Origin of the sequence: Pseudomonas peli, assembly GCF_900099645.1 — a bacterium.
GTDB lineage: Bacteria > Pseudomonadota > Gammaproteobacteria > Pseudomonadales > Pseudomonadaceae > Aquipseudomonas > Aquipseudomonas peli.
The window spans coordinates 617,368-637,196 of sequence record NZ_FMTL01000002.1; the positions used below are offsets into that span (position 1 = coordinate 617,368).

General features: G+C 62.5%; 18 protein-coding genes. 17 read left to right on the top strand and 1 reads right to left on the bottom strand.

Going from position 1 to position 19,829, the window contains the following annotated elements:
• Nucleotides 1–217 precede the first annotated feature (217 nt).
• Genes pedF through BLO50_RS11730 form a run of 5 tightly spaced genes read left to right on the top strand, consistent with a single transcriptional unit; the run spans nucleotide 218 to nucleotide 3,652 of the window.
• Nucleotides 218–637, top strand: coding sequence for a cytochrome c-550 PedF (gene pedF / locus BLO50_RS11710; protein ID WP_090254087.1), 420 nt, complete (start codon nucleotides 218–220; stop codon nucleotides 635–637).
• A 5-nt stretch (nucleotides 638–642) separates the two neighbouring features.
• Nucleotides 643–1,539: a substrate-binding periplasmic protein gene (locus tag BLO50_RS11715; protein ID WP_090252812.1), complete on the top strand. Its 897-nt coding sequence runs from the start codon at nucleotides 643–645 to the stop codon at nucleotides 1,537–1,539.
• A gap of 38 nt (nucleotides 1,540–1,577) precedes the next feature.
• Entirely contained in the window at nucleotides 1,578–2,327 is a 750-nt protein-coding gene (locus BLO50_RS11720) for a quinoprotein dehydrogenase-associated SoxYZ-like carrier (protein WP_090254090.1), read from the top strand.
• An 18-nt stretch (nucleotides 2,328–2,345) separates the two neighbouring features.
• Nucleotides 2,346–2,663, top strand: coding sequence for an EthD family reductase (locus BLO50_RS11725; protein ID WP_090252814.1), 318 nt, complete (start codon nucleotides 2,346–2,348; stop codon nucleotides 2,661–2,663).
• Nucleotides 2,664–2,722: 59 nt separating this feature from the next.
• Nucleotides 2,723–3,652, top strand: coding sequence for a quinoprotein relay system zinc metallohydrolase 1 (locus BLO50_RS11730; protein WP_090252817.1), 930 nt, complete (start codon nucleotides 2,723–2,725; stop codon nucleotides 3,650–3,652).
• Nucleotides 3,653–3,861: 209 nt separating this feature from the next.
• Here BLO50_RS11730 and BLO50_RS11735 read toward each other — a convergent pair whose 3' ends face one another.
• Nucleotides 3,862–5,115: an ABC transporter substrate-binding protein gene (locus BLO50_RS11735; protein WP_090252820.1), complete on the bottom strand. Its 1,254-nt coding sequence runs from the start codon at nucleotides 5,113–5,115 to the stop codon at nucleotides 3,862–3,864.
• Between the two features lie 314 nt (nucleotides 5,116–5,429).
• On the opposite strand from BLO50_RS11735, the gene BLO50_RS11740 reads away from it, so the two are divergent.
• From BLO50_RS11740 to BLO50_RS11795, 12 genes are all read left to right on the top strand, one after another.
• Nucleotides 5,430–7,205, top strand: coding sequence for a methanol/ethanol family PQQ-dependent dehydrogenase (locus BLO50_RS11740; RefSeq protein WP_090252823.1), 1,776 nt, complete (start codon nucleotides 5,430–5,432; stop codon nucleotides 7,203–7,205).
• Between the two features lie 194 nt (nucleotides 7,206–7,399).
• The gene (locus BLO50_RS11745) at nucleotides 7,400–8,680 is read left to right on the top strand and encodes an NAD(P)/FAD-dependent oxidoreductase (RefSeq protein WP_090252826.1); all 1,281 of its coding nucleotides are present in this window, start codon (nucleotides 7,400–7,402) and stop codon (nucleotides 8,678–8,680) included.
• Nucleotides 8,677–9,405: a thiosulfate oxidation carrier protein SoxY gene (locus tag BLO50_RS11750; protein WP_090252827.1), complete on the top strand. Its 729-nt coding sequence runs from the start codon at nucleotides 8,677–8,679 to the stop codon at nucleotides 9,403–9,405. Before BLO50_RS11745 ends, BLO50_RS11750 begins: the two co-directional genes overlap by 4 nt.
• Nucleotides 9,406–9,573: 168 nt before the next feature.
• Nucleotides 9,574–11,094 carry an acetaldehyde dehydrogenase ExaC gene (exaC, locus tag BLO50_RS11755; RefSeq protein ID WP_090252831.1) on the top strand — a complete coding sequence of 507 codons (1,521 nt, stop codon included), beginning with the start codon at nucleotides 9,574–9,576 and terminating at the stop codon, nucleotides 11,092–11,094.
• 371 nt (nucleotides 11,095–11,465) lie between these two features.
• Nucleotides 11,466–11,537, top strand: coding sequence for a pyrroloquinoline quinone precursor peptide PqqA (gene pqqA / locus BLO50_RS11760; RefSeq protein WP_003243383.1), 72 nt, complete (start codon nucleotides 11,466–11,468; stop codon nucleotides 11,535–11,537).
• A gap of 70 nt (nucleotides 11,538–11,607) precedes the next feature.
• Nucleotides 11,608–12,522, top strand: coding sequence for a pyrroloquinoline quinone biosynthesis protein PqqB (pqqB, locus tag BLO50_RS11765; RefSeq protein WP_090252832.1), 915 nt, complete (start codon nucleotides 11,608–11,610; stop codon nucleotides 12,520–12,522).
• A 77-nt stretch (nucleotides 12,523–12,599) separates the two neighbouring features.
• Nucleotides 12,600–13,352 (top strand): pyrroloquinoline-quinone synthase PqqC, encoded by a 753-nt coding sequence (pqqC, locus tag BLO50_RS11770; protein WP_090252836.1) that lies wholly within the window; start codon nucleotides 12,600–12,602, stop codon nucleotides 13,350–13,352.
• 85 nt (nucleotides 13,353–13,437) lie between these two features.
• Nucleotides 13,438–13,716, top strand: coding sequence for a pyrroloquinoline quinone biosynthesis peptide chaperone PqqD (gene pqqD, locus BLO50_RS11775; protein ID WP_090252838.1), 279 nt, complete (start codon nucleotides 13,438–13,440; stop codon nucleotides 13,714–13,716).
• A complete protein-coding gene (pqqE, locus tag BLO50_RS11780; RefSeq protein WP_090252841.1) occupies nucleotides 13,688–14,842 on the top strand; it encodes a pyrroloquinoline quinone biosynthesis protein PqqE in 1,155 nt (384 codons plus the stop codon). Before pqqD ends, pqqE begins: the two co-directional genes overlap by 29 nt.
• A complete protein-coding gene (locus BLO50_RS11785; protein ID WP_090252845.1) occupies nucleotides 14,830–16,698 on the top strand; it encodes an alpha/beta hydrolase family protein in 1,869 nt (622 codons plus the stop codon). The genes pqqE and BLO50_RS11785 overlap by 13 nt, the downstream gene beginning before the upstream one ends.
• A 90-nt stretch (nucleotides 16,699–16,788) precedes the next feature.
• Nucleotides 16,789–17,952 carry an alcohol dehydrogenase-like regulatory protein ErcA gene (ercA, locus tag BLO50_RS11790; RefSeq protein WP_090252847.1) on the top strand — a complete coding sequence of 388 codons (1,164 nt, stop codon included), beginning with the start codon at nucleotides 16,789–16,791 and terminating at the stop codon, nucleotides 17,950–17,952.
• On the top strand, nucleotides 17,936–19,699 hold the full coding sequence (locus BLO50_RS11795; RefSeq protein ID WP_090252849.1) for a NahK/ErcS family hybrid sensor histidine kinase/response regulator: 1,764 nt from the start codon (nucleotides 17,936–17,938) through the stop codon (nucleotides 19,697–19,699). The genes ercA and BLO50_RS11795 overlap by 17 nt, the downstream gene beginning before the upstream one ends.
• The last annotated feature ends 130 nt before the right edge of the window (nucleotides 19,700–19,829 follow it).

The following is a 19,829-nucleotide window of genomic DNA, read 5'->3' on the forward strand; positions in this document are numbered from 1 at the left end:
AAACGGAAAAACTCCCGCCTGCGCCGGGAAGAATGCCCAAACTGGACATGACTTAGCCTTGCTGCCAAAGCCACCTGTCATGGGGTCGCAAGCCCTACTACCAAGGGACTAGTCGCGGGCCACCAAAGCAGCATTCGGCGGGCGCGGCGCTGTTTCTAAGATGCTCGCAAGCAAGCTCCGTACGAGCTGTGTGCGTGCATTCGATGAGGCCTTGAACATGACAATTAAAAAGAACACCGGTTTTGCTCTGCTGCTGTTGGCCTTCTCGGCCAACCTCTGGGCGCATGGTGATGTGGTGCCCCAGGCGGTGAAGACCGACGGTCTGGAGCCGCTGGGCGAAGAATGGCGTGATGAGAACCCCTACCGGGGCAACCCGCGCGCCATCGAAATTGGCTCTTCGGCCTACAACCAGAACTGCGCGGCGTGCCATGGCCTGGAAGCCAAATCCGGTGGCATTGCCCCGGACCTGCGCCTGCTCGAAGCCGGCATCAGCGGCGATGAGTGGTTCAAGGAGCGGGTGATCAATGGCGCCGTGCGTGATGGTCGGGTGTATATGCCGAAAATGGCCGACTACCTCAGCCAGGAAGCGCTGTGGGCCGTGCGCAGTTACCTGGAGAGCGTGGCCATCGAGGAGTAATCGGCATGGCTCGGCGACTGGTGTGGCTGGGGCTGTGGTGTTCTGCACTGCTGGCGGTCTGTACGCCGCTGCAGGCGCAGGTGCGCAGCTATGACTCGATTGTCGAGTCCGGTGTGCTCAAGGTGGCGCTGTATCAGGATTTCGCGCCTTACAGCTTTCAGCAGGACGGGAAATCCCGTGGCGTCGACTATGAGGTCGCCGAGGCTTTGGCCGCAGGTCTGGGGCTCAGGCTTGAAGTGATCTGGGCACCGCCGGGCGAGAAGCTCGATGATGACCTGCGTGATTACATCTGGCGCGGGCATTACCTGCGTCCGCACGAACTGGCCGATGTGATGCTGCGCGTTCCTTATGACCGCGAGTTTTCCTACAAGAGCAACGAGTTCGGCGAGCTGGTCAACGAACTGGTGGTGATGTTCGGCCCGTATCAGCGTGAGCGCTGGCAGGTGGCATTCGACCGCCGCCGGCTGGACGCGGTGCCCAGTGTGGCGGTGTTTCAGCGCCACCCCATTGGTGTCGAGGTGGAAAGCGTGCCGTCCTTTTATCTGTCATCGGTGAAAGACGGCATGCTCAGCCAGCAGACCCATCACTACAGCAATGTTCAGCAAGCGTTCGCGGCGATGAAAGCCGGTGAAGTGGATGCGGTGATGGCGCTGCGCGGCGAGGTCGACTGGCAGCTCAAACTGGCGGCTGACGAGCAACTGGCGCTGGCCGAGAACGCTTACCCGGACATGGGCAAGCAGGTCTGGGACATCGGCATGGCGGTGCATGAAAGCAATCGGCAATTGGCCTATGCCCTGGAAGAAAAGCTCGAAGAGCTGATTCTCGCCGGGGAGCTCAAGCGTATCTATGGCCACTACGGTCTGCGTTATGAGTTGCCGGGGTTGTACCAGGAGGTTGAGTAGGGCTGCAGGTCAACGGCACCGGGAGGTGTGGGATGGAACTGGATTGGCGTTCATTTCTACTGCTGGCGCTGTTTGCCGTGCCCTGGGACAGCTGGGGCAGCCAGCGCGACCCGGTCACATCGGTGATGTGGGACTACTACCACGAGCGTCTGCTGGGCGGCGAAGCCTTTGTTTTCGATGAGCGGGTCAAGCTCAGCGCGCCGCCGTTTGCCGAGGACGCGCGGCAGGTGCCGATTCAGATCGACGCCAGTGCCTTCGACGGTCAGGTGGTGCGCATGCTGGCCTGGGCCGAACTCAATCCGATTCCACAGATCTTCGATTTCCAGCCGGGTGAGCAGGTGCTGCCACGGCTGGCCATCCGCATTCGGGTCGAGCAGGCCACGCCGCTGCGGGTGGCGGTACTGACCCGTGACGGGCTCTGGCATGTCGGTTCGACGCAAATCGATGCTGCCGGTGGCGGCTGCACAGCCCCCAGTGTGGTGCGCGCCCAGGCCGGTTGGGAGGAGCATCTGGGTGAAGTGCTCGGCAAGCGCTTTGTCCTGGCTGATGCCAACCGCCTTCGCGTGCAGGTGGCCCACCCGATGGACAACGGCCTGGTCGGCGGTATTCCGGAATTTTTTCTCAACCAGGCGCAGTTGCGTGATCGCAGCGGCAACACCCTGGCCAGCCTCGAACTGTTTCCCGCCGTCAGCGAAAACCCGACCATCAGCCTCGATGTAAAGGGCAACGTCGAGACCGAGCTATGGTTGCGTGACAACAACGGCAATGAATTCAAAGCCGAACTCTGAAAGCCACAAGGACCTGCCATGATCAAAGTCAGCGTGCTGTACCCCAATACTCCCGGTGTGCGTTTCGACATGACCTATTACTGCGAGCAGCATATGGCGATCGTGCGCGAATGCCTGGGCAGCGCGTGCCAAGGCATTGCCGTGGACGCTGGCCTGGCCAGCGCCACGCCCGGTGAGGCCGCGCCCTATATCGCCATGGGGCATCTGTATTTCGACAGCGTGGCGGTGTTCGAGCAGAGCTTTGCCCCGCACGCGGCACGGATCATGGGCGATCTGCCGAACTTTACCGACAGCCAGCCGCTGGTGCAGATCAGCGAGGTCCGCCTCGCGCCCTAAATGGCGGTTCTGCCCTGGGCAGCCCAGCACGGCGCTGCCCGTCTTATCGCGAGGTGCTTATGCGCTGGATACTCATACTGGCGGCGCTGGCCAGCGCCTGCGTGCACGCCAATCCGCTCGCCTACGACCTACAGCCCCGGCAGATTGCCGATGGCGTGTGGCTGTTTGAAGGCAGCACGGACAACTTCTCCCAGGCCAATGGCGGCAATATCGTCAACACCGGGTTTATCGTCACCGATAAAGGCGTTGTGGTGATCGACAGCGGGCCGTCGCGGCGTTACGGCGAGGTGATGCGCCAAGCGATTGCCCGCGTCACTGACAAGCCGCTGCTCAAGGTCATGCTGACCCATCATCATCCCGACCATGTGCTGGGCAATCAGGCCTTCAGCGATGTGCCGATTGCCGCCTTGCCCGGCACCACCGCGTTGCTGGTAGAGCAGGGCGATACCATGGCGGAGAACATGTACCGCCTGGTGGGCGACTGGATGCGCGGCACCGAAGTGCTGCTGCCCACTGAGAGCCTTGAGCCGGGAATGCTTGAGGTAGGCGGGCGGACGCTGCAACTGCTGGCCCTGAGCGGCCACACCGGGGCTGATCTGGCGATTCTCGATGTGCAGAGCGGCGTGCTGTTTGCCGGTGATCTGGTGTTTTATCAACGTGCCCTGACCACACCCGGCACACCGAGCCTGGCCACCTGGCTGGCGGATCTCGACCAGCTGCAGCACCTGCCCTGGAAGCAGATCGTGCCCGGCCATGGCCCGCTGGCCAGCGATGCTGCGCCCTTTGCCCAGATGCGTGATTACCTCGGCTGGCTGGACGGCGTCATGCGCAGCGGTGCCGAGCAGGGCGCGGAAATGAATGAACTGATCCGCACCGCCATCCCGGAACGCTTTGCCGGCGTAAACCTCAGCCGTTATGAGCTGATCCGCAGCGTCAGTCATCTCTACCCGCGTTATGAGCAGGCCGCGATGCAGCGGGTGGATCGCTAAGAAAAACTGCGATACCCAGATGCGGTGGCTCTATACCACGAGTGTGGTACGTCTGTATTTATCGACACAGACGTGAGGTGCTCTTGCTTCGTAGGGTGCGCCGTGCGCACAAGTCATTACTCGTCTAATTGGGGGTATGTCCGCGCAGACGTTGAATCCCGGTGCGCGCAGCGCACCCTACGGGTTGTCCCTGGCAACACATGATTGGCTTAGCGCAGCTGCAATTCCTCGCCGCGCTCCTGCTGCCACTCATCCTGGCTCGGCGCGGCCTGGTCGCCGTCCATATGGTGGATGATGTCGAAGTAGTGCTGCTTGAACGGGTCGAGCATCACGTCGTCACGCTTGCGTACCCGTACCGCATAGATGCTCTGCACGTTCTGATGGTCGAAGGCGCGCCACTGCTGCTGCCCCTTGAGCAACTGGTAACTGTGGTCTTCCAGGGTGCTGATCAGCCGTTCGCTGTCCAGGCTTTGCGTGCGCTGCACGGCATCGGCCCATTGCTTGACGATGGAGTAGGCGGAGGCGCTGGTGCTGCCGGGGTACTCCTGATAATCGCTGATATAGCGCTCAACGAATTGCTGGCCCTGGGCGATGTTGTCCTGGCTGGGCAGGTTCCAGGTCCAGGCTTCGGTGCCGATCACGCCCTCCATCACCAGCGGCCCGGCCTGCTGCACCACGCTCTTGGTCAGGTTGGGCACGATGATCTGCGTACGTTGCTTGAGGCCCATGTTGTGCACCATGCGCATGCTGCGCTGCAGGTTCTCGCCGAGCAGCACCAGCACGAGGATATCCGCCTCGCTGCGGGCCGCTTTATTGAGCGCCGCCAGGTACTGCTCACGGCGCACCAGACCACTGGGTAGCGCAGTACGGCCATGGCGTGCGCGGTCGGTGCTGTTGGTGGCCAGGCGCAGGGCGTTTTCCATGCTGCGGCCCCAGGCGTCATCGACAATGATGTAGTGGTAGCGCTGGCGTGGCATATGCCAGGACAGGTATTCGCCGAGCACCCGTGCACTCATCCAGGCGCTGTTGGACTCCCGGAACAGATAGCGATGGCCGGCCAGGCCGGTCACTTCATTGGCATAGCTCAGGGTGGCGAAGTACAGCAGGCCGCGCTCGCGGGCGCGTTGCCCGGCGGCTATCGCCTCTTCACTGGTGGCGCCGCCAAACACCATGCGTGCGTCCTGGTTGGCGAAGTAATCGACATTGCTGACGGCCTTGTCGGCCTGCGAGCTGGTGTTCTTGCTGAGCAGCTCCAGCGGTTTGCCGAGCACGCCACCTGCTTGGTTGATTTCGTCCACGGCCAGCAGTGCACCACGGCGCAGCTCGAGACCTTCATCCTTGTAATTGCCGGTACGTGGGTAGTTGAGGCCGATCTTGATGGGCTCGGCCTGGGCAAGGTTGCCCAGGTCTACCAGCAGCAGGCAGCTCAACAACAGGTGGCTGAGTGGGGTGGTGCGGCCCATATGGCTTGCTCCTTAGCGTGGGGGAGTAGCTTTCTAACGGCTGGGCCGGGGGCTGGGTATGCTCTTTTCAGGGGGCTGGGCTAGCACTTAAGTCGGCCAGGCCATGTGCCGGTACGGTGTGGGTGCACATCCGGGCGGGAAAATTGCCTGCGTGGCAGGTGCGTCAGGCAGCGATAAAACGGGCGGTATTGCTACCAAGGGAGTAGCTAAATCGGTACTGCGTTCAATTGTTGGGGGAGGCTGGGCAGCCAAGAATCTGTGGCAGATCGGGAAAAATTCCCGGTGATAACAATGAACCCACAGAGGTAGCCGCAATGAAACACACCGGTCTTCGCCAGCCTTTCCTCCTCACCGCGCTGTGCGCGGCGATGCTGATGCCGTCCGCCGCCGCCCTGGCGGTGACCGATGAGGAAATCCTCAAGGACGCCACCACCACCGACCAGATCGTCACCAACGGCCTGGGGCTGCAAGGCCAACGCTACAGCCCGCTGGCCACACTCAACACAGACAACATCAAGGACCTGCGCCCGGTTTGGACGCTGTCCTTTGGTGGCGAGAAGCAGCGTGGCCAGCAAGCGCAGCCGCTGATCAAGGACGGCGTGATGTATGTCACCGCGTCCTACTCGCGGGTGTTTGCCGTCGATGCCCGCACTGGGCGCGAGCTGTGGCAGTACGATGCGCGCCTGCCGGATGACATTCGCCCGTGCTGCGACGTTATCAACCGTGGCGTGGCGCTGTATGGCGACCTGGTGATCTTCGGCACCCTGGATGCCAAGCTGGTGGCTCTGCACAAGGACACCGGCAAGGTGGTGTGGCGCAAGAACGTGGCGGACCACAAGGCCGGTTACTCGATCACGGCGGCACCGCTGGTGGTCAACGGCAAGCTGATCACCGGGGTGTCCGGTGGCGAATTCGGCGTGGTCGGCAAGATCGAAGCCTACGACCCGAAAAACGGCGAGCTGCTGTGGAGCCGTCCGACCGTAGAAGGCCACATGGGCTACGTCTACAAGGACGGTAAGGCGATTGAGAACGGCATCAGCGGTGGCGAAGCCGGCAAGACCTGGCCTGGCGACCTGTGGAAAACTGGTGGCGCCGCGCCGTGGCTGGGCGGTTACTACGACGCGGAAACCAACCTGCTGCTGTTCGGCACCGGTAACCCGGCACCGTGGAACTCGCACCTGCGTCCGGGCGACAACCTCTATTCGTCTTCGCGCCTGGCGCTGAACCCGGACGATGGCACCATCAAGTGGCACTTCCAGACCACCCCGCATGACGGCTGGGATTTCGACGGTGTCAACGAGCTGGTGTCCTTCAACTATCAGGAAGGCGGCAAGACCATCAAGGCCGCAGCCACCGCTGACCGTAACGGCTTCTTCTACGTGCTCGATCGCACCAACGGCAAGTTCATCCGTGGCTTCCCGTTTGTTGACAAGATCACCTGGGCCAAAGGCCTGGACAAGAATGGTCGGCCGATCTACGACGACAGCAACCGTCCTGGTTCGCCAAGCGCGAAGGAAAAGGGCAAGAGCGTGTTCTCCGCACCCGCCTTCCTCGGTGCGAAGAACTGGATGCCGATGGCCTACAGCCAGGACACCGGGTTGTTCTACGTACCGTCCAACGAGTGGGGTATGGACATCTGGAACGAGGACATCGCCTACAAGAAGGGCGCGGCCTACCTCGGTGCTGGCTTCACCATCAAACCGCTGAACGAGGAGTACATCGGCGTACTGCGCGCCATCGACCCGAAAACCGGCAAGGAAGTCTGGCGGCAGAAGAACTACGCGCCGCTGTGGGGCGGGGTGATGACCACCAAGGGTAACCTGGTGTTTACCGGCAACCCGGAAGGTTTCCTGCAGGCCTTCAACGCCAAGACCGGCGAGAAGGTCTGGGAATTCCAGACCGGCTCCGGTGTGCTGGGTTCGCCCGTAACCTGGGAGATGGACGGCGAGCAGTATGTTTCGGTGCTCTCCGGCTGGGGTGGTGCAGTACCACTGTGGGGCGGCGAAGTGGCCAAGCGGGTGAAGAACTACAACCAGGGCGGCATGCTCTGGACCTTCAAACTGCCCAAGGACCTGGTCAGCAAGCGTTGAGTGGTAATTAGCCTGTAGCAAATGGCCGGTCTAGACCGGCCATTTGCATTTGTGCAGCAGGCAAATCGGGTGCGCGCAGGCTTGAGCTCTGCGCGCTGCCTATGCTTTGGCACGGCTGCCCCAAGACCAAAGAGGCATGGTCATCTCCGCCGTGCTGTAGCAGCGTGGCAGCATCAACGAAAGCAGGAGCCACTATGCAGGGCCTTACACGTCGTCAATTGCTCGCCGGGGCCGCCATGCTGCCCTGGCTGTTGCCGGGGGCGCTGCAAGCCAGTGTCGGCCGTGCGCGGGTACTGGTGATCGGTGGTGGTTTTGCCGGTGCTACGGCGGCGCGCTACCTGAAACGTCAGGCCGGGCAGCTGGACGTGGTGTTGATTGAGCCGAAGTCTGACTTTCACACCTGCCCCTTCAGCAACCATGTGCTCGCCGGGCTGCGTGAGCTGGGCAGCCTGCGTCAGGATTACCGCGCCTTGCAGCAGCAACAGGTGCTGCATGTGCGCGAATGGGCGCGGGAAATTGACCTGCAGGCCCGGCAGGTGGTGCTGCAGGGCGGCCAGCGTCTGCGCTATGACCGGGTGTTGCTGGCGCCTGGAATCGACATGGACTGGCAGGTCATCGAAGGTTACGACCGCAATGCTGCCAGCCGTCTGCCGCATGCCTGGCAGGCTGGCGCACAAACCGCTCTGCTGCGCCGGCAACTGCAGGCCATGGACGATGGCGGCCTGGTGATCATCAGCGTGCCGGACAACCCCTATCGCTGCCCGCCGGGGCCCTATGAGCGGGCCAGCCTGATTGCCCATTATCTGAGCCAGGCCAAACCACGCAGCAAGGTGCTGATCCTCGACAGCAAGGACAGTTTCTCCAAGCAGGCGCTGTTTCAACAGGGTTGGCAGGCGCTCTACGGCGAGCGCATCGAGTGGGTTGGGCGTGCCGGCGATGGCCGCGTGGTGCGCGCCGATGCCGGGCGGCGCGAGCTGCTCTGCGAGTTTGGCCAGCGCCATCGCGCGGCGGTGATCAACCTGATTCCACCGCAGAAAGCCGCCGAAATTGCTGCCCGCAGCGGCTTGGTCGATAGCAGCGGTTGGGTGCCGATCCGCCCGGCCACCTTTCAGGCACGCGAGGCCGGTGACATCTATGTGGCGGGGGATGCCTGCATCGCCGCGCCCATGCCCAAGTCAGCCTACAGCGCCAATGCTCAGGCCAAGGTGGCAGTCGCGGCCCTGCTGGCGGATCTGGCCGGCCAGGAGCCGCCAAGTGCGGCCTGGCGCAACACCTGTTACAGCGCGTTGGCACCGGGCCAGGCGGTGTCGATTGCGGCTGATTACGGCATTCAGGAGCAGCGCCTGGTTGAGCTGCCAGGCAGCCTGACGCTCAGCCCGTTGCAGCCGCCCGCTGGGTTGCGGGCTCAGGAAGCGGCACTGGCCGACGCCTGGTACCAGAGCATCTGCATGGATGCCTGGGGGCATCTGGCATGACCCTGCGCCTGCTGGTGTTGCTGGTGCTGGCCGGCCCTGTGGCTGCGCAGCCCTGGGGCCAGGCGCAGAACAGCGTTGAACAGTGGTTGCAGGGCCATGAGGTGCAGACACAAGGGCTGAGCCTGGCGGTGCCGACCTGGGTCGAGGATGGCGCGTTTGTCGCCATTGACCTGACCCTGCGCGATGCCCAGCCCCCGGTATCGCTCAGCCTGCTGCGCAGCGGCGAAGACGATCCGCGTATCGCCACACTGCACGTGCAGGCCTGGGAGGCGCCGCTGCGTCTGTCCACCCGTGTGCGCCTGCCGCGCAGTCAGCAACTGATCGTGCTGGCCCGTGATGGGCGCGGGCGCGTATGGCTGGCGGCGCAGGCGGTGGAGGTGTTGAGCAGCAGTTGCCTGTCGCCGAGTAGCGCTCAGCCAGGCAGCAACCTGGGGCCGTTGCAGGCCTGGCTGGAGCCGCATGGGCGCGGTCTGGAGTTGCGCAGTCTGTTGCGCCATCCAATGGAAACCGGGCGGCGTTCGAGCGTGGATGGTCAACTGCTGCCCCGGCATTTGCCGACACATTTTGAGGTCAGCGGGACGCACGGCAACCTGCTGCGCATCGAACCTTTTGAGGGTTTGGCGGCCAACCCTTACTGGAGGATGCTGCTGCCCGCCGGACAGACACCGCTGCTGCTGTGTTGGGTGGATGCCGATGGCCGCGCGTTTAGCCGGCAGCTGCCCTGAAACGGGGCGGTGCACGGCTCTGGGGCGAGCTTTACGGCTCTACTACCAAATGACGAGAGGTTTTGTGCCATGGGCGCATACCGGTCGAGCAGGGCGCTTCCTAAGATCGAACCATGACCTGCTCCACGTCCCAGGGGGCAGGCTCCGCCAACAAGAGAGGTCAATCCCATGCTTTACGCCAAACCCGGTACGCCAGGCGCCGTCATCACCCTCAAACCGCGCTACGGCAACTACATCAATGGTGAGTTTGTTGCCCCGCTGAGTGGCCAGTACTTCAGCAACACCAGCCCGGTGGATGGTTCGGTGATCGGTGAATTCCCCCGTTCCGACGCCGCCGATATCAACAAGGCGCTGGATGCTGCTCACGCCGCTGCCGATGCCTGGGGCAAGACCTCTGTGCAGGAGCGTTCGCACATTCTGCTGAAGATCGCCGACCGCATCGAAGCCAACCTTGAACTGCTGGCCGTGGCCGAGACCTGGGATAATGGCAAGGCCGTGCGCGAAACCCTCAACGCCGACGTGCCGCTGGCCGCTGACCACTTCCGCTACTACGCCGGGTGCATCCGCGCGCAGGAAGGCAGCACCGCCGAGATCAATGAAGGCACCGTGGCCTACCACTTCCATGAACCGCTGGGCGTGGTCGGGCAGATCATCCCGTGGAACTTCCCGCTGCTGATGGGGGCCTGGAAACTCGCACCGGCTCTGGCCGCTGGCAACGCCATCGTGCTCAAACCGGCCGAGCAGACGCCGCTGTCGATCACCGTGCTGATGGAGCTGATTGGCGACCTGCTGCCGCCGGGTGTGCTCAACGTCGTCCAGGGCTTCGGCCGTGAAGCCGGTGAAGCACTGGCCACCAGTAAACGCATTGCCAAGATCGCCTTCACCGGATCGACTCCAGTGGGCTCGCATATCCTCAAGTGTGCCGCCGAAAACATCATCCCGAGCACCGTCGAACTGGGCGGCAAATCGCCGAACATATTCTTCGCCGACATCATGAATGCCGAGCCGGCGTTTATCGAGAAGGCCGCTGAAGGCCTGGTACTGGGCTTCTTCAACCAGGGCGAGGTGTGCACCTGTCCGTCGCGTGCGCTGGTGCAGGAATCGATCTATGAGTCGTTCATGGTCGAGGTCATGAAAAAGATCAAGCAGATCAAGCGTGGCGATCCGCTGGACACCGACACCATGGTCGGCGCCCAGGCCTCGCAGCAGCAGTTCGACAAGATCCTCAGCTACCTGGAGATCGCCCAGCAGGAAGGTGCTCAGGTGCTCACCGGCGGTGGCGTGGAGAAACTCGAAGGCAACCTGGCCAACGGTTACTACATCCAGCCGACCCTGCTCAAGGGCACCAACCAGATGCGCGTGTTCCAGGAAGAAATCTTTGGCCCGGTGATCGGCGTGACCACCTTCAAGGACGAAGCCGAAGCGCTGGCGATTGCCAACGACACCGAGTTCGGCCTGGGCGCAGGCGTGTGGAGCCGCGACATCAACGTCGCCTACCGCATGGGTCGGGCAATCAAGGCTGGCCGCGTATGGACCAACTGCTACCACCTGTACCCGGCGCACGCCGCGTTCGGTGGTTACAAGAAATCCGGTGTTGGCCGTGAAACGCACAAGATGATGCTCGACCACTACCAGCAGACCAAGAACCTCCTGGTGAGCTACGACATCAACCCGCTGGGCTTCTTCTAACTCGTGTAACCCCGGCGTATCCGCTCCAGTGCGCCGGGCTCCTTCCTGCGATTCGCCGGTCGGCGAGATCTGTTTGTGGTCTGGGCAGATAACTGCTGCAGCAGGTCACTATCGCAACGCGGCTTCGGCCGCGTTTTTTATTGCGCCGTGCCAAGCGTGTACCTGTAGGGTGCGCCGTGCGCACCGCAGGCCAGGGCTTCCACTATTGCGGTGCGCGCGGCGCACCCTGCGTCGGTTGGCATCAGCCGGGGCCCGTAAACGCTACCAATGTCAGCAGAAATTCATCCCAAAGTACCATTTGGCTGCTGTCGGTCGGGGGGCTTAATGAAGGGGCCGGAATTCGCCGGCGTCGATAAGAAGAGGACCGCGCCATGTGGACTAAACCCGCCTACACCGACCTGCGTATTGGTTTCGAAGTGACCATGTACTTCGCCAATCGTTGAGCCGTTTTGCCCCGGCATTGCCGGGGCATCCCAACAGGCATGCCCATCGGCATCGCAATCGGAAGCGTCCATGCATATCCAGATTCTTGGCTCCGCCGCCGGCGGTGGCTTCCCCCAGTGGAACTGCAACTGCCGTAACTGCCGTGGCGTGCGCGCGGGCAGCGTGCGGGCGCAGCCACGTACCCAGTCTTCGATTGCCCTGAGTGACAATGGCCAGGACTGGATCCTGTGCAACGCCTCGCCGGATATCCGCGTACAGATCGAAGCCTTTCCTGCGCTCAACCCGGCGCGTCGGCTGCGCGACAGCGCGATTGCCGGAATCATCCTGCTCGACAGCCAGATCGATCACACCACTGGCCTGCTGACCCTGCGCGAAGGCTGTCCGCACCAGGTCTGGTGCAGCGAGATGGTGCATCAGGACCTGACCAGCGGCTTTCCGCTGTTCAACATGCTCAGCCACTGGAATGGCGGTTTGCAGCACAACCTGATTACCCTCGATGGCGAGCCGTTCAGCATTGCGGCCTGTGCCAACTTGTCGATCACGGCCGTGCCGCTGCGCAGCAGTGCTCCACCGTATTCACCGCACCGTGGCAACCCGCATCCGGGCGACAACATTGGTTTGTTTGTCGAGGATCGCCGCACCGGCAGCACGCTGTTCTATGCCCCCGGTCTGGGTCAGGTTGATGAACCGTTGCTGGCCTGGATGCGCCGCGCCGACTGCCTGCTGGTGGACGGTACGCTGTGGCGCGATGACGAAATGCGTGTGTGCGAAGTGGGCGACAAGCTCGGCAGCGAGATGGGCCATCTGTGCCAGAGCGGCCCGGGCGGCATGATCGAGGTGCTCGATGGCCTGCCATCTGCGCGCAAGATCCTTATTCATATCAACAACACCAACCCGATTCTCGACCTGGATTCGCCTGAGCGCGCTGAACTCGACGCGCACGGTATCGAGGTCGCGTTCGATGGCATGAGCATCGTTTTGTAGGGCGCCCAGGCCGTGCGCACCTCAACGAATGCGGGTGCGCACGGCGCACCCTACGGCAACGCGTATTGGAGATACTGATGAGCCAACCCGCCATGAGCCCTGCCGAGTTTGAGCAGGCCTTGCGCGCCAAGGGCGCGTACTACCACATTCACCACCCGTTTCATCAGGCGATGTATGCCGGCCACGCCAGCCGTGATCAGATTCAAGGGTGGGTGGCCAATCGCTTCTACTACCAACTGAACATCCCGCTCAAGGATGCGGCGATCCTGGCCAACTGCGCCGATCGCGACACCCGCCGCGAATGGTTGCAGCGCATTCTTGACCACGACGGTGCGCAGGGCGAGGAGGGCGGTATCGAAGCCTGGCTGCGCCTGGCCGAAGCCGTGGGCCTTGAGCGCGAGCAGGTGCTGTCGCAAGAGCTGGTGCTGCCCGGCGTGCGCTTTGCCGTGGATGCCTACGTCAATTTCGCCCGCCGCGCGTCCTGGCAGGAGGCCGCCAGCAGCTCGCTGACCGAACTGTTCGCCCCGCAAATCCACCAGTCACGCCTGGACAGTTGGCCGCAGCATTACCCCTGGATCGATGCCGAGGGTTACAGCTATTTTCGCGCGCGGCTGCAACAGGCGCGCCGCGATGTCGAGCATGGCCTGCGGATCACCCTGGAGCACTACCGCACCCGTGAAGCGCAGGAGCGCATGCTGGAGATTCTGCAATTCAAGCTCGATGTGCTGTGGAGCATGCTCGACGCCATGAGCATGGCCTACCAGCTGGAGCGCGCGCCGTATCACACGGTGACCGCTGAGCGCGTCTGGCATCGGGGGATTGCGCTATGAGCCACAGACAAACGGTGCGCACGGCGCACCCTACGGGTGAACGGTATGTAGGGTGCGCCGCGCGCACCGCCACGGAGCCGAGATTATGACTGCCACCATCCTGCCCACTATCCCCGCCATTCGCCGCGGTTTTCGCCTGCAATTCGAGCCGGCCCAGGGTTGCCATGTGCTGCTCTACCCGGAAGGCATGATCAAGCTCAACGACAGTGCCAGTGAAATTCTCCAGCAGGTCGATGGCAAGCGTTCGGTAGCCGAGATCATCGACAGCCTGCATCAGCGTTTCCCGGATGTACCGGGGATCGACGAAGACATCCTCGCCTTTATGGAGGTCGCCAGTGCTCAATTCTGGATCGAGCTTCGCTAAAGCAGGTCATGAACCAGGGCCGCCGCTGTGGCTGCTGGCCGAACTGACCTACCGCTGCCCGCTGCAATGCCCGTACTGCTCCAACCCGCTGGATTTCGCCCAGCAGGGTGCCGAACTGAGCACTGCCGAGTGGATCGAGGTGTTCCGCCAGGCCCGTGAGCTGGGTGCTGCCCAACTGGGTTTTTCCGGCGGCGAGCCGCTGGTGCGCCAGGACCTGGCCGAGCTGATCAAGGCCGCGCGTGATCTGGGTTATTACACCAACCTGATCACCTCTGGTATCGGTCTGACTGAAACGCGTATTGCCGAGTTCTCCGAGGCCGGGCTTGACCATATCCAGATCAGCTTTCAGGCCGCCGACGAGGAGGTGAACAACCTGCTGGCCGGCTCGAAAAAGGCTTTCGCTCACAAGCTGGCCATGGCCCGTGCGGTCAAGGCGCATGGCTACCCGATGGTGCTGAACTTCGTCACCCACCGGCACAATATCGACAATATCGAGCGGATCATCGAGCTGTGCCTGGAGCTGGAGGCGGATTTCGTCGAGCTGGCCACCTGCCAGTTCTATGGCTGGGCCGAACTCAACCGCGCAGGGCTGCTGCCGACCCGCGCTCAGCTAGAGCGCGCCGAACGCATCACCAATCAGTGGCGCGACAAGCTGGCGGCCGAGAATCACCCGTGCAAGCTGATCTTCGTCACCCCGGACTATTACGAGGAGCGTCCCAAGGCCTGCATGAACGGCTGGGGCAACCTGTTCCTCGACATCACCCCGGATGGCACCGCGTTGCCGTGTCATAGCGCGCGGCAGTTGCCGGTGCAGTTTCCCAATGTGCGCGAGCACAGCCTTGAACATATCTGGCGGCATTCCTTCGGTTTCAACCGCTTCCGTGGTGATGACTGGATGCCCGAGCCATGCCGCAGCTGTGACGAGAAGCACAAGGACTTCGGCGGCTGTCGTTGCCAGGCCTTTATGCTCACCGGCGATGCCAGCAACGCCGACCCGGTGTGCAGCAAGTCGGCGCACCATGGCGTGATTCTCGCCGCGCGCCAGCAGGCCGATGACGCGCCGCTGGGGCTGGAGGCCCTGCAATACCGCAATGAGAAGGCCTCGCGGATCATATGCAAGGCCTGATCGACCCCGACGCGATCTGGAGCGCCGAACAGGCCGCAGCGGCCAGCGCTGACTTTGCCGAACTGCATGCGGCCCACGGCGGAGTGTTGTGGGCGGCGTTTGATCCGTTACTGGCGCGCTGTGGGTTGTTCTTTTGTCGTGATGGAGTCGTGACTGAACTGACCCCGCCGGGGTTCTCTGTACGCAGCCGGGTTTACGAATACGGCGGCGGTGCGTGCTGTGCCACGGAGCAGGGCGTGGCCTTCGTCAATGAAAATGATCAGCAGATTTACCTAGTCAATATTGACCCTGACGGCGGTGCGAGCAGCGCACCCTACGGCGTGACCGACTCACCCAACTGCCGTTATGGCGACCTGTGTTTTGTGCCCGCCTGGCAGGCGCTGCTGGCCGTGGAGGAAAGCCATGAAGGCGGCGCGGTGGTGCATCGCCTGGTGCGTATTGGTCTGACGGGCAAGCGCGAGGTTCTGGTCGAAGGCGCTGATTTTTACGCCGCGCCAGTGGCCAATGCCGATGGCCAGCGGCTGGCCTGGATCGAATGGGATCGCCCCGATCAGCCCTGGGTTGCCACACGCCTGTGCCAGCGTAAGTCGGGCGAGCGCACCCAAGTGCTGGCCGGGCAGGGGCGTGATCAATCGTTGCAACAGCCGCGTTTTGACCCACAGAACCGCTTATGGGTACTGAACGACAAAGCAGGTTGGTGGCAGCCCTGGTGCGTTGATGATCAGCCTGATGCGCGCGCCGCGCCCTACGACCATGCGCCCGCGCCCTGGCAGTTGGGTACGCGAACCTACCTGCCGCTGGAAGATGGCGAACTGTTGCTGACACGTTTCGAGCAAGGCACAGGCGTCCTCGTAGGGTGCGCTGCGCGCACCGATTATTTTGCTGCCGAGACTGATGGTGCGCACAGCGCACCCTACGAGCGGCAACTTGCCGAGTACTTCACGCGTTTTCGCAGCCTGGCCGCCGATGCCGCTTATTTCTATTGCATCGCCGCCGCACCGGATCGCCTGCCGGCGGTGCTGGCGATTAGCCGAGGCGATGATACGGTGCAGATACTGGCCGGTGGTGAACAGCCACTGGGCGAGGAACAACTGTCCCGCCCCCAACCATTTAACTGCGAGGTGGGTGAAGGCGAGCGCAGCCACGGTTTTTTCTACTCGCCGGTATCAACCGGGGAGCGCCCGCCGCTGGTGATCTTTCTGCATGGCGGCCCCACCTCGGCTTGCTACCCGGTGTTCGACCCGCGCATCGCCTTCTGGACCCTGCGCGGCTACGCCGTGCTCGACCTGAATTACCGTGGCAGCAGCGGCTATGGTCGCGCCTATCGTCTGCGTCTGGCTGCGCAATGGGGCGAGCTGGAGGTCGAGGACATTCGCGGCTCTATCGATGCGCTGGCCGCTGCTGGCTGTATTGATCCGCAACGCGTGTTCGTACGCGGCGCCAGCGCGGGGGGCTTCAGCGCGCTGCGGGCTTTGGTCGAGCTGCCACCGCTTCGTGGGGGGGCCAGCCTCTATGGCGTCAGTGACCCGCTGGCACTGCGCAGGCAGACCCACAAGTTCGAGGCGGATTACCTCGACTGGCTGATTGGCGACCCGGAGCAGGATGCCGAACGCTACCGGGAGCGCACCCCCCTGTTGCAGGCCGAGCGGATCATGGCACCGGTTATTTTCTTCCAGGGCGCGCTGGATGCCGTGGTGGTACCGAGCCAGACCGAGGTCATGGTCGAAGCATTACGCCAGCGTGGGTTGCCGGTGGAATGTCAGCTGTTCGCCGACGAACGCCACGGTTTCCGTCAGGCCGCCAATCTGGCCGCCGCGTTGCGCGCCGAATATGGGTTTTATCAGCAGTTGAACTGAGCGCAGGTCGCATTGCATAAACCGAGCAATGCAGTAGGCTGGCGCATACCTCGCTTAACCTATTCCATAACAACAAGAACAGGCCGTTGTATGAGCCACACCCTCAGCCAGTTACGTAAATTCGTTTCACCGGAAATCATTTTTGGTGCCGGTTGCCGGCACAACGTTGCCAATTACGCCAGTACCTTTGGTGCGCGTAAGGTGCTGGTGGTGTCCGACCCCGGCGTGGTTGCCGCCGGCTGGGTCGCGGATGTTGAAGCCAGCCTGCAGGCGCAGAATATCGACTACTGCCTGTACACCGATGTATCGCCCAACCCACGGGTTGAAGAGGTGATGCTCGGCGCGGAAATCTACCGGGCCAACGCCTGCAACGTGATCGTTGCCATTGGTGGCGGCAGCCCGATGGACTGCGCCAAAGGCATCGGTATTGCGGTGGCTCATGGCCGCAGCATTCTTGAATTCGAAGGCGTGGACACCATCCGTGTGCCCAGCCCGCCGCTGATCCTGATTCCCACCACCGCCGGCACCTCGGCGGACGTGTCGCAGTTCGTGATCATCTCCAACCAGCAGGAACGGATGAAGTTCTCCATCGTCAGCAAGGCGGTAGTGCCGGATGTATCGCTGATCGACCCGGAAACCACCCTGAGCATGGATCCGTTCCTCAGTGCCTGTACCGGCATCGATGCGCTGGTGCACGCGATCGAAGCCTTCGTTTCCACCGGCAGTGGCCCGCTCACCGATACCCATGCGCTGGAGGCCATGCGCCTGATCAATGGCAACCTGGTGCAGATGATTGCCACGCCGAACGACATCGCCCTGCGCGAGAAGATCATGCTCGGCAGCATGCAGGCCGGGTTGGCGTTCTCCAATGCGATTCTCGGCGCGGTGCATGCCATGAGCCACAGCCTCGGCGGCTTTCTCGATCTGCCCCATGGCATGTGCAATGCGGCGCTGGTCGAGCATGTGGTGGCGTTCAACTACAGCGCCGCACCCGAGCGTTTCAGCATGGTTGCGCAAACCCTCGGTATCGATGTGCGCGGGCTCAACCACAACCAGATCCGCCAGCGGTTGGTGGAGCATCTGGTGACCTTCAAGAAGTCCGTAGGCTTTCATGAAACCCTCAAGCTGCACGGGGTTTCCAGCTCCGATATTCCGTTCCTCTCGCGGCATGCCATGGAAGACCCGTGCATCCTGACCAACCCGCGTGAGTCCAGTCAGCGTGATGTCGAGGTCGTCTATGGCGAAGCCCTCTGATTTGCCGCAGTCGCAGAGCGAGGCCCTTGCCGGCCTGCTGGGGCTGGGCAGTCATTCGGCACGCAAAAGCCATTACCCCGAGCTATTGGCGCGCCTGGAGGAGCTGGAAACCGAGCGCAACCGCTACAAATGGTTGTTCGAGCATGCTGTGCACGGGATTTTCCAGGCCAGCCTGCAGGACGGCCTGCTCGCCGCCAATCCAGCCCTGGCGCGCATGCTGGGGTACGACGATCCGCAGCAGGTACTCTGGTCGCTGACGGGCTTGGCCAACTACCTGTTCGTTGGCGGTGTTGCCGAGCTGGAACATATACGCAGCGTGCTAGCCCATGAGCCTGGGCTGTTTGGCTATGAAACCCAGCTGCGCCGCCGTGACGGCAGCGTGATCGACGTGCTGATGAACCTGCTGCTCAAACCCGATGAGAACGGTCTGTTCGAAGGTTTTGTCGCTGATATCACCGAGCGCAAACAGGCCCAGCAACGCCTGCAACAACTCAATGACGAACTGGAACAACGGGTCGGCGCACGCACCGGTGAGTTGCAGGAAGCCAACCGCAACCTGCTGCAGCAGATCGTCGAGCGCAAACGAATCGAGAAGGCCCTGCGCGAGGCGCGTGATGCGGCTGAAGAGGCCAACCGCAGCAAGGACAAGTACCTGGCCGCCGCCAGCCATGACTTGCTACAGCCGTTGAACGCCGCACGTCTGCTGATCTCGACCCTGCGCGAACGCAGCCTGCCGGCCAGTGAGCAGAACCTGGTGGAACGTACTCACCAGGCACTGGAAGGCGCGGAAGACCTGCTCACCGATCTGCTGGACATTGCCCGCCTGGACCAGGCGGCGATCAAGCCCGATCTGGATGTCTACAGCCTCGACGAACTGCTTGCGCCGTTGGCCTCGGAGTTTCAGCCGGTAGCAGCTGCAGTCGGGTTGCAACTGCGCGTACGCCATGGCGAGCACCTGCTCAATACCGACCTGCGCCTGCTCACGCGCATCCTGCGTAATTTTCTCAGCAACGCCTGCCGTTATACCGAGCAGGGCCGCGTGCTGCTTGGCGCGCGCAAGCGTGGCGGGTATGTCGAGTTGCAGGTATGGGACAGCGGCACGGGGATTGCCGAAGACCAGTTGCAAAGCATCTTCCTTGAGTTCAATCAGCTGAATGTCGGCCGCGCCGCCGAGCGCAAGGGCGTGGGCTTGGGCCTGGCGATTGTCGAACGGATTGCACGCATCCTCGGTTACCCGATCAAGGTGCGTTCGCAACCAGGACGTGGCTCGGTGTTCAGCATTCAGGTGCCACTGGCCAGCGGCAGCCAGTCGCGTACATTGGCAGCGCCGATGCCGCCACAACAGCGCCTGGGGGATCCGCTGCCAGGGCGGCGATTGCTGGTGCTGGATAACGAGCTGAGCATTCTGCACAGCATGAAAGCACTGCTGGAACAGTGGGGCTGCGAAGTACTGACCGCCACCGATCAGGCCACTGCGTTGCAGGTGCTTGGCCAGCAGGCACCGGAGCTGATCCTGGCCGACTTCCACCTCGACCATGGGGTGGTCGGCAGCCAGGTGGTGCAGCACTTGCGTGAGCACTTCGGGGTGACGATTCCCGCGGTGATGATTACCGCTGATCGCAGCGATCAGTGCCGTCGTGAACTGCACGGCATGGGTGTGCCTCTGCTCAACAAACCAGTCAAACCGGGCAAGCTGCGCGCGGTGCTGAGCCAGATCCTGCAGGATATGCCTTTAGTCGGCCTTTAATTTAGACGCACGATAGCTATAGATTTTTTGGGCAAAATTTGGGCAAAAGTGAGGCCGCCTTGGGCCTTTCTAGACCGTTAAGGAATTCTTTCGTCTAGGTTTTCTGCGGCCTGCAGCGGTGTACAAAGTT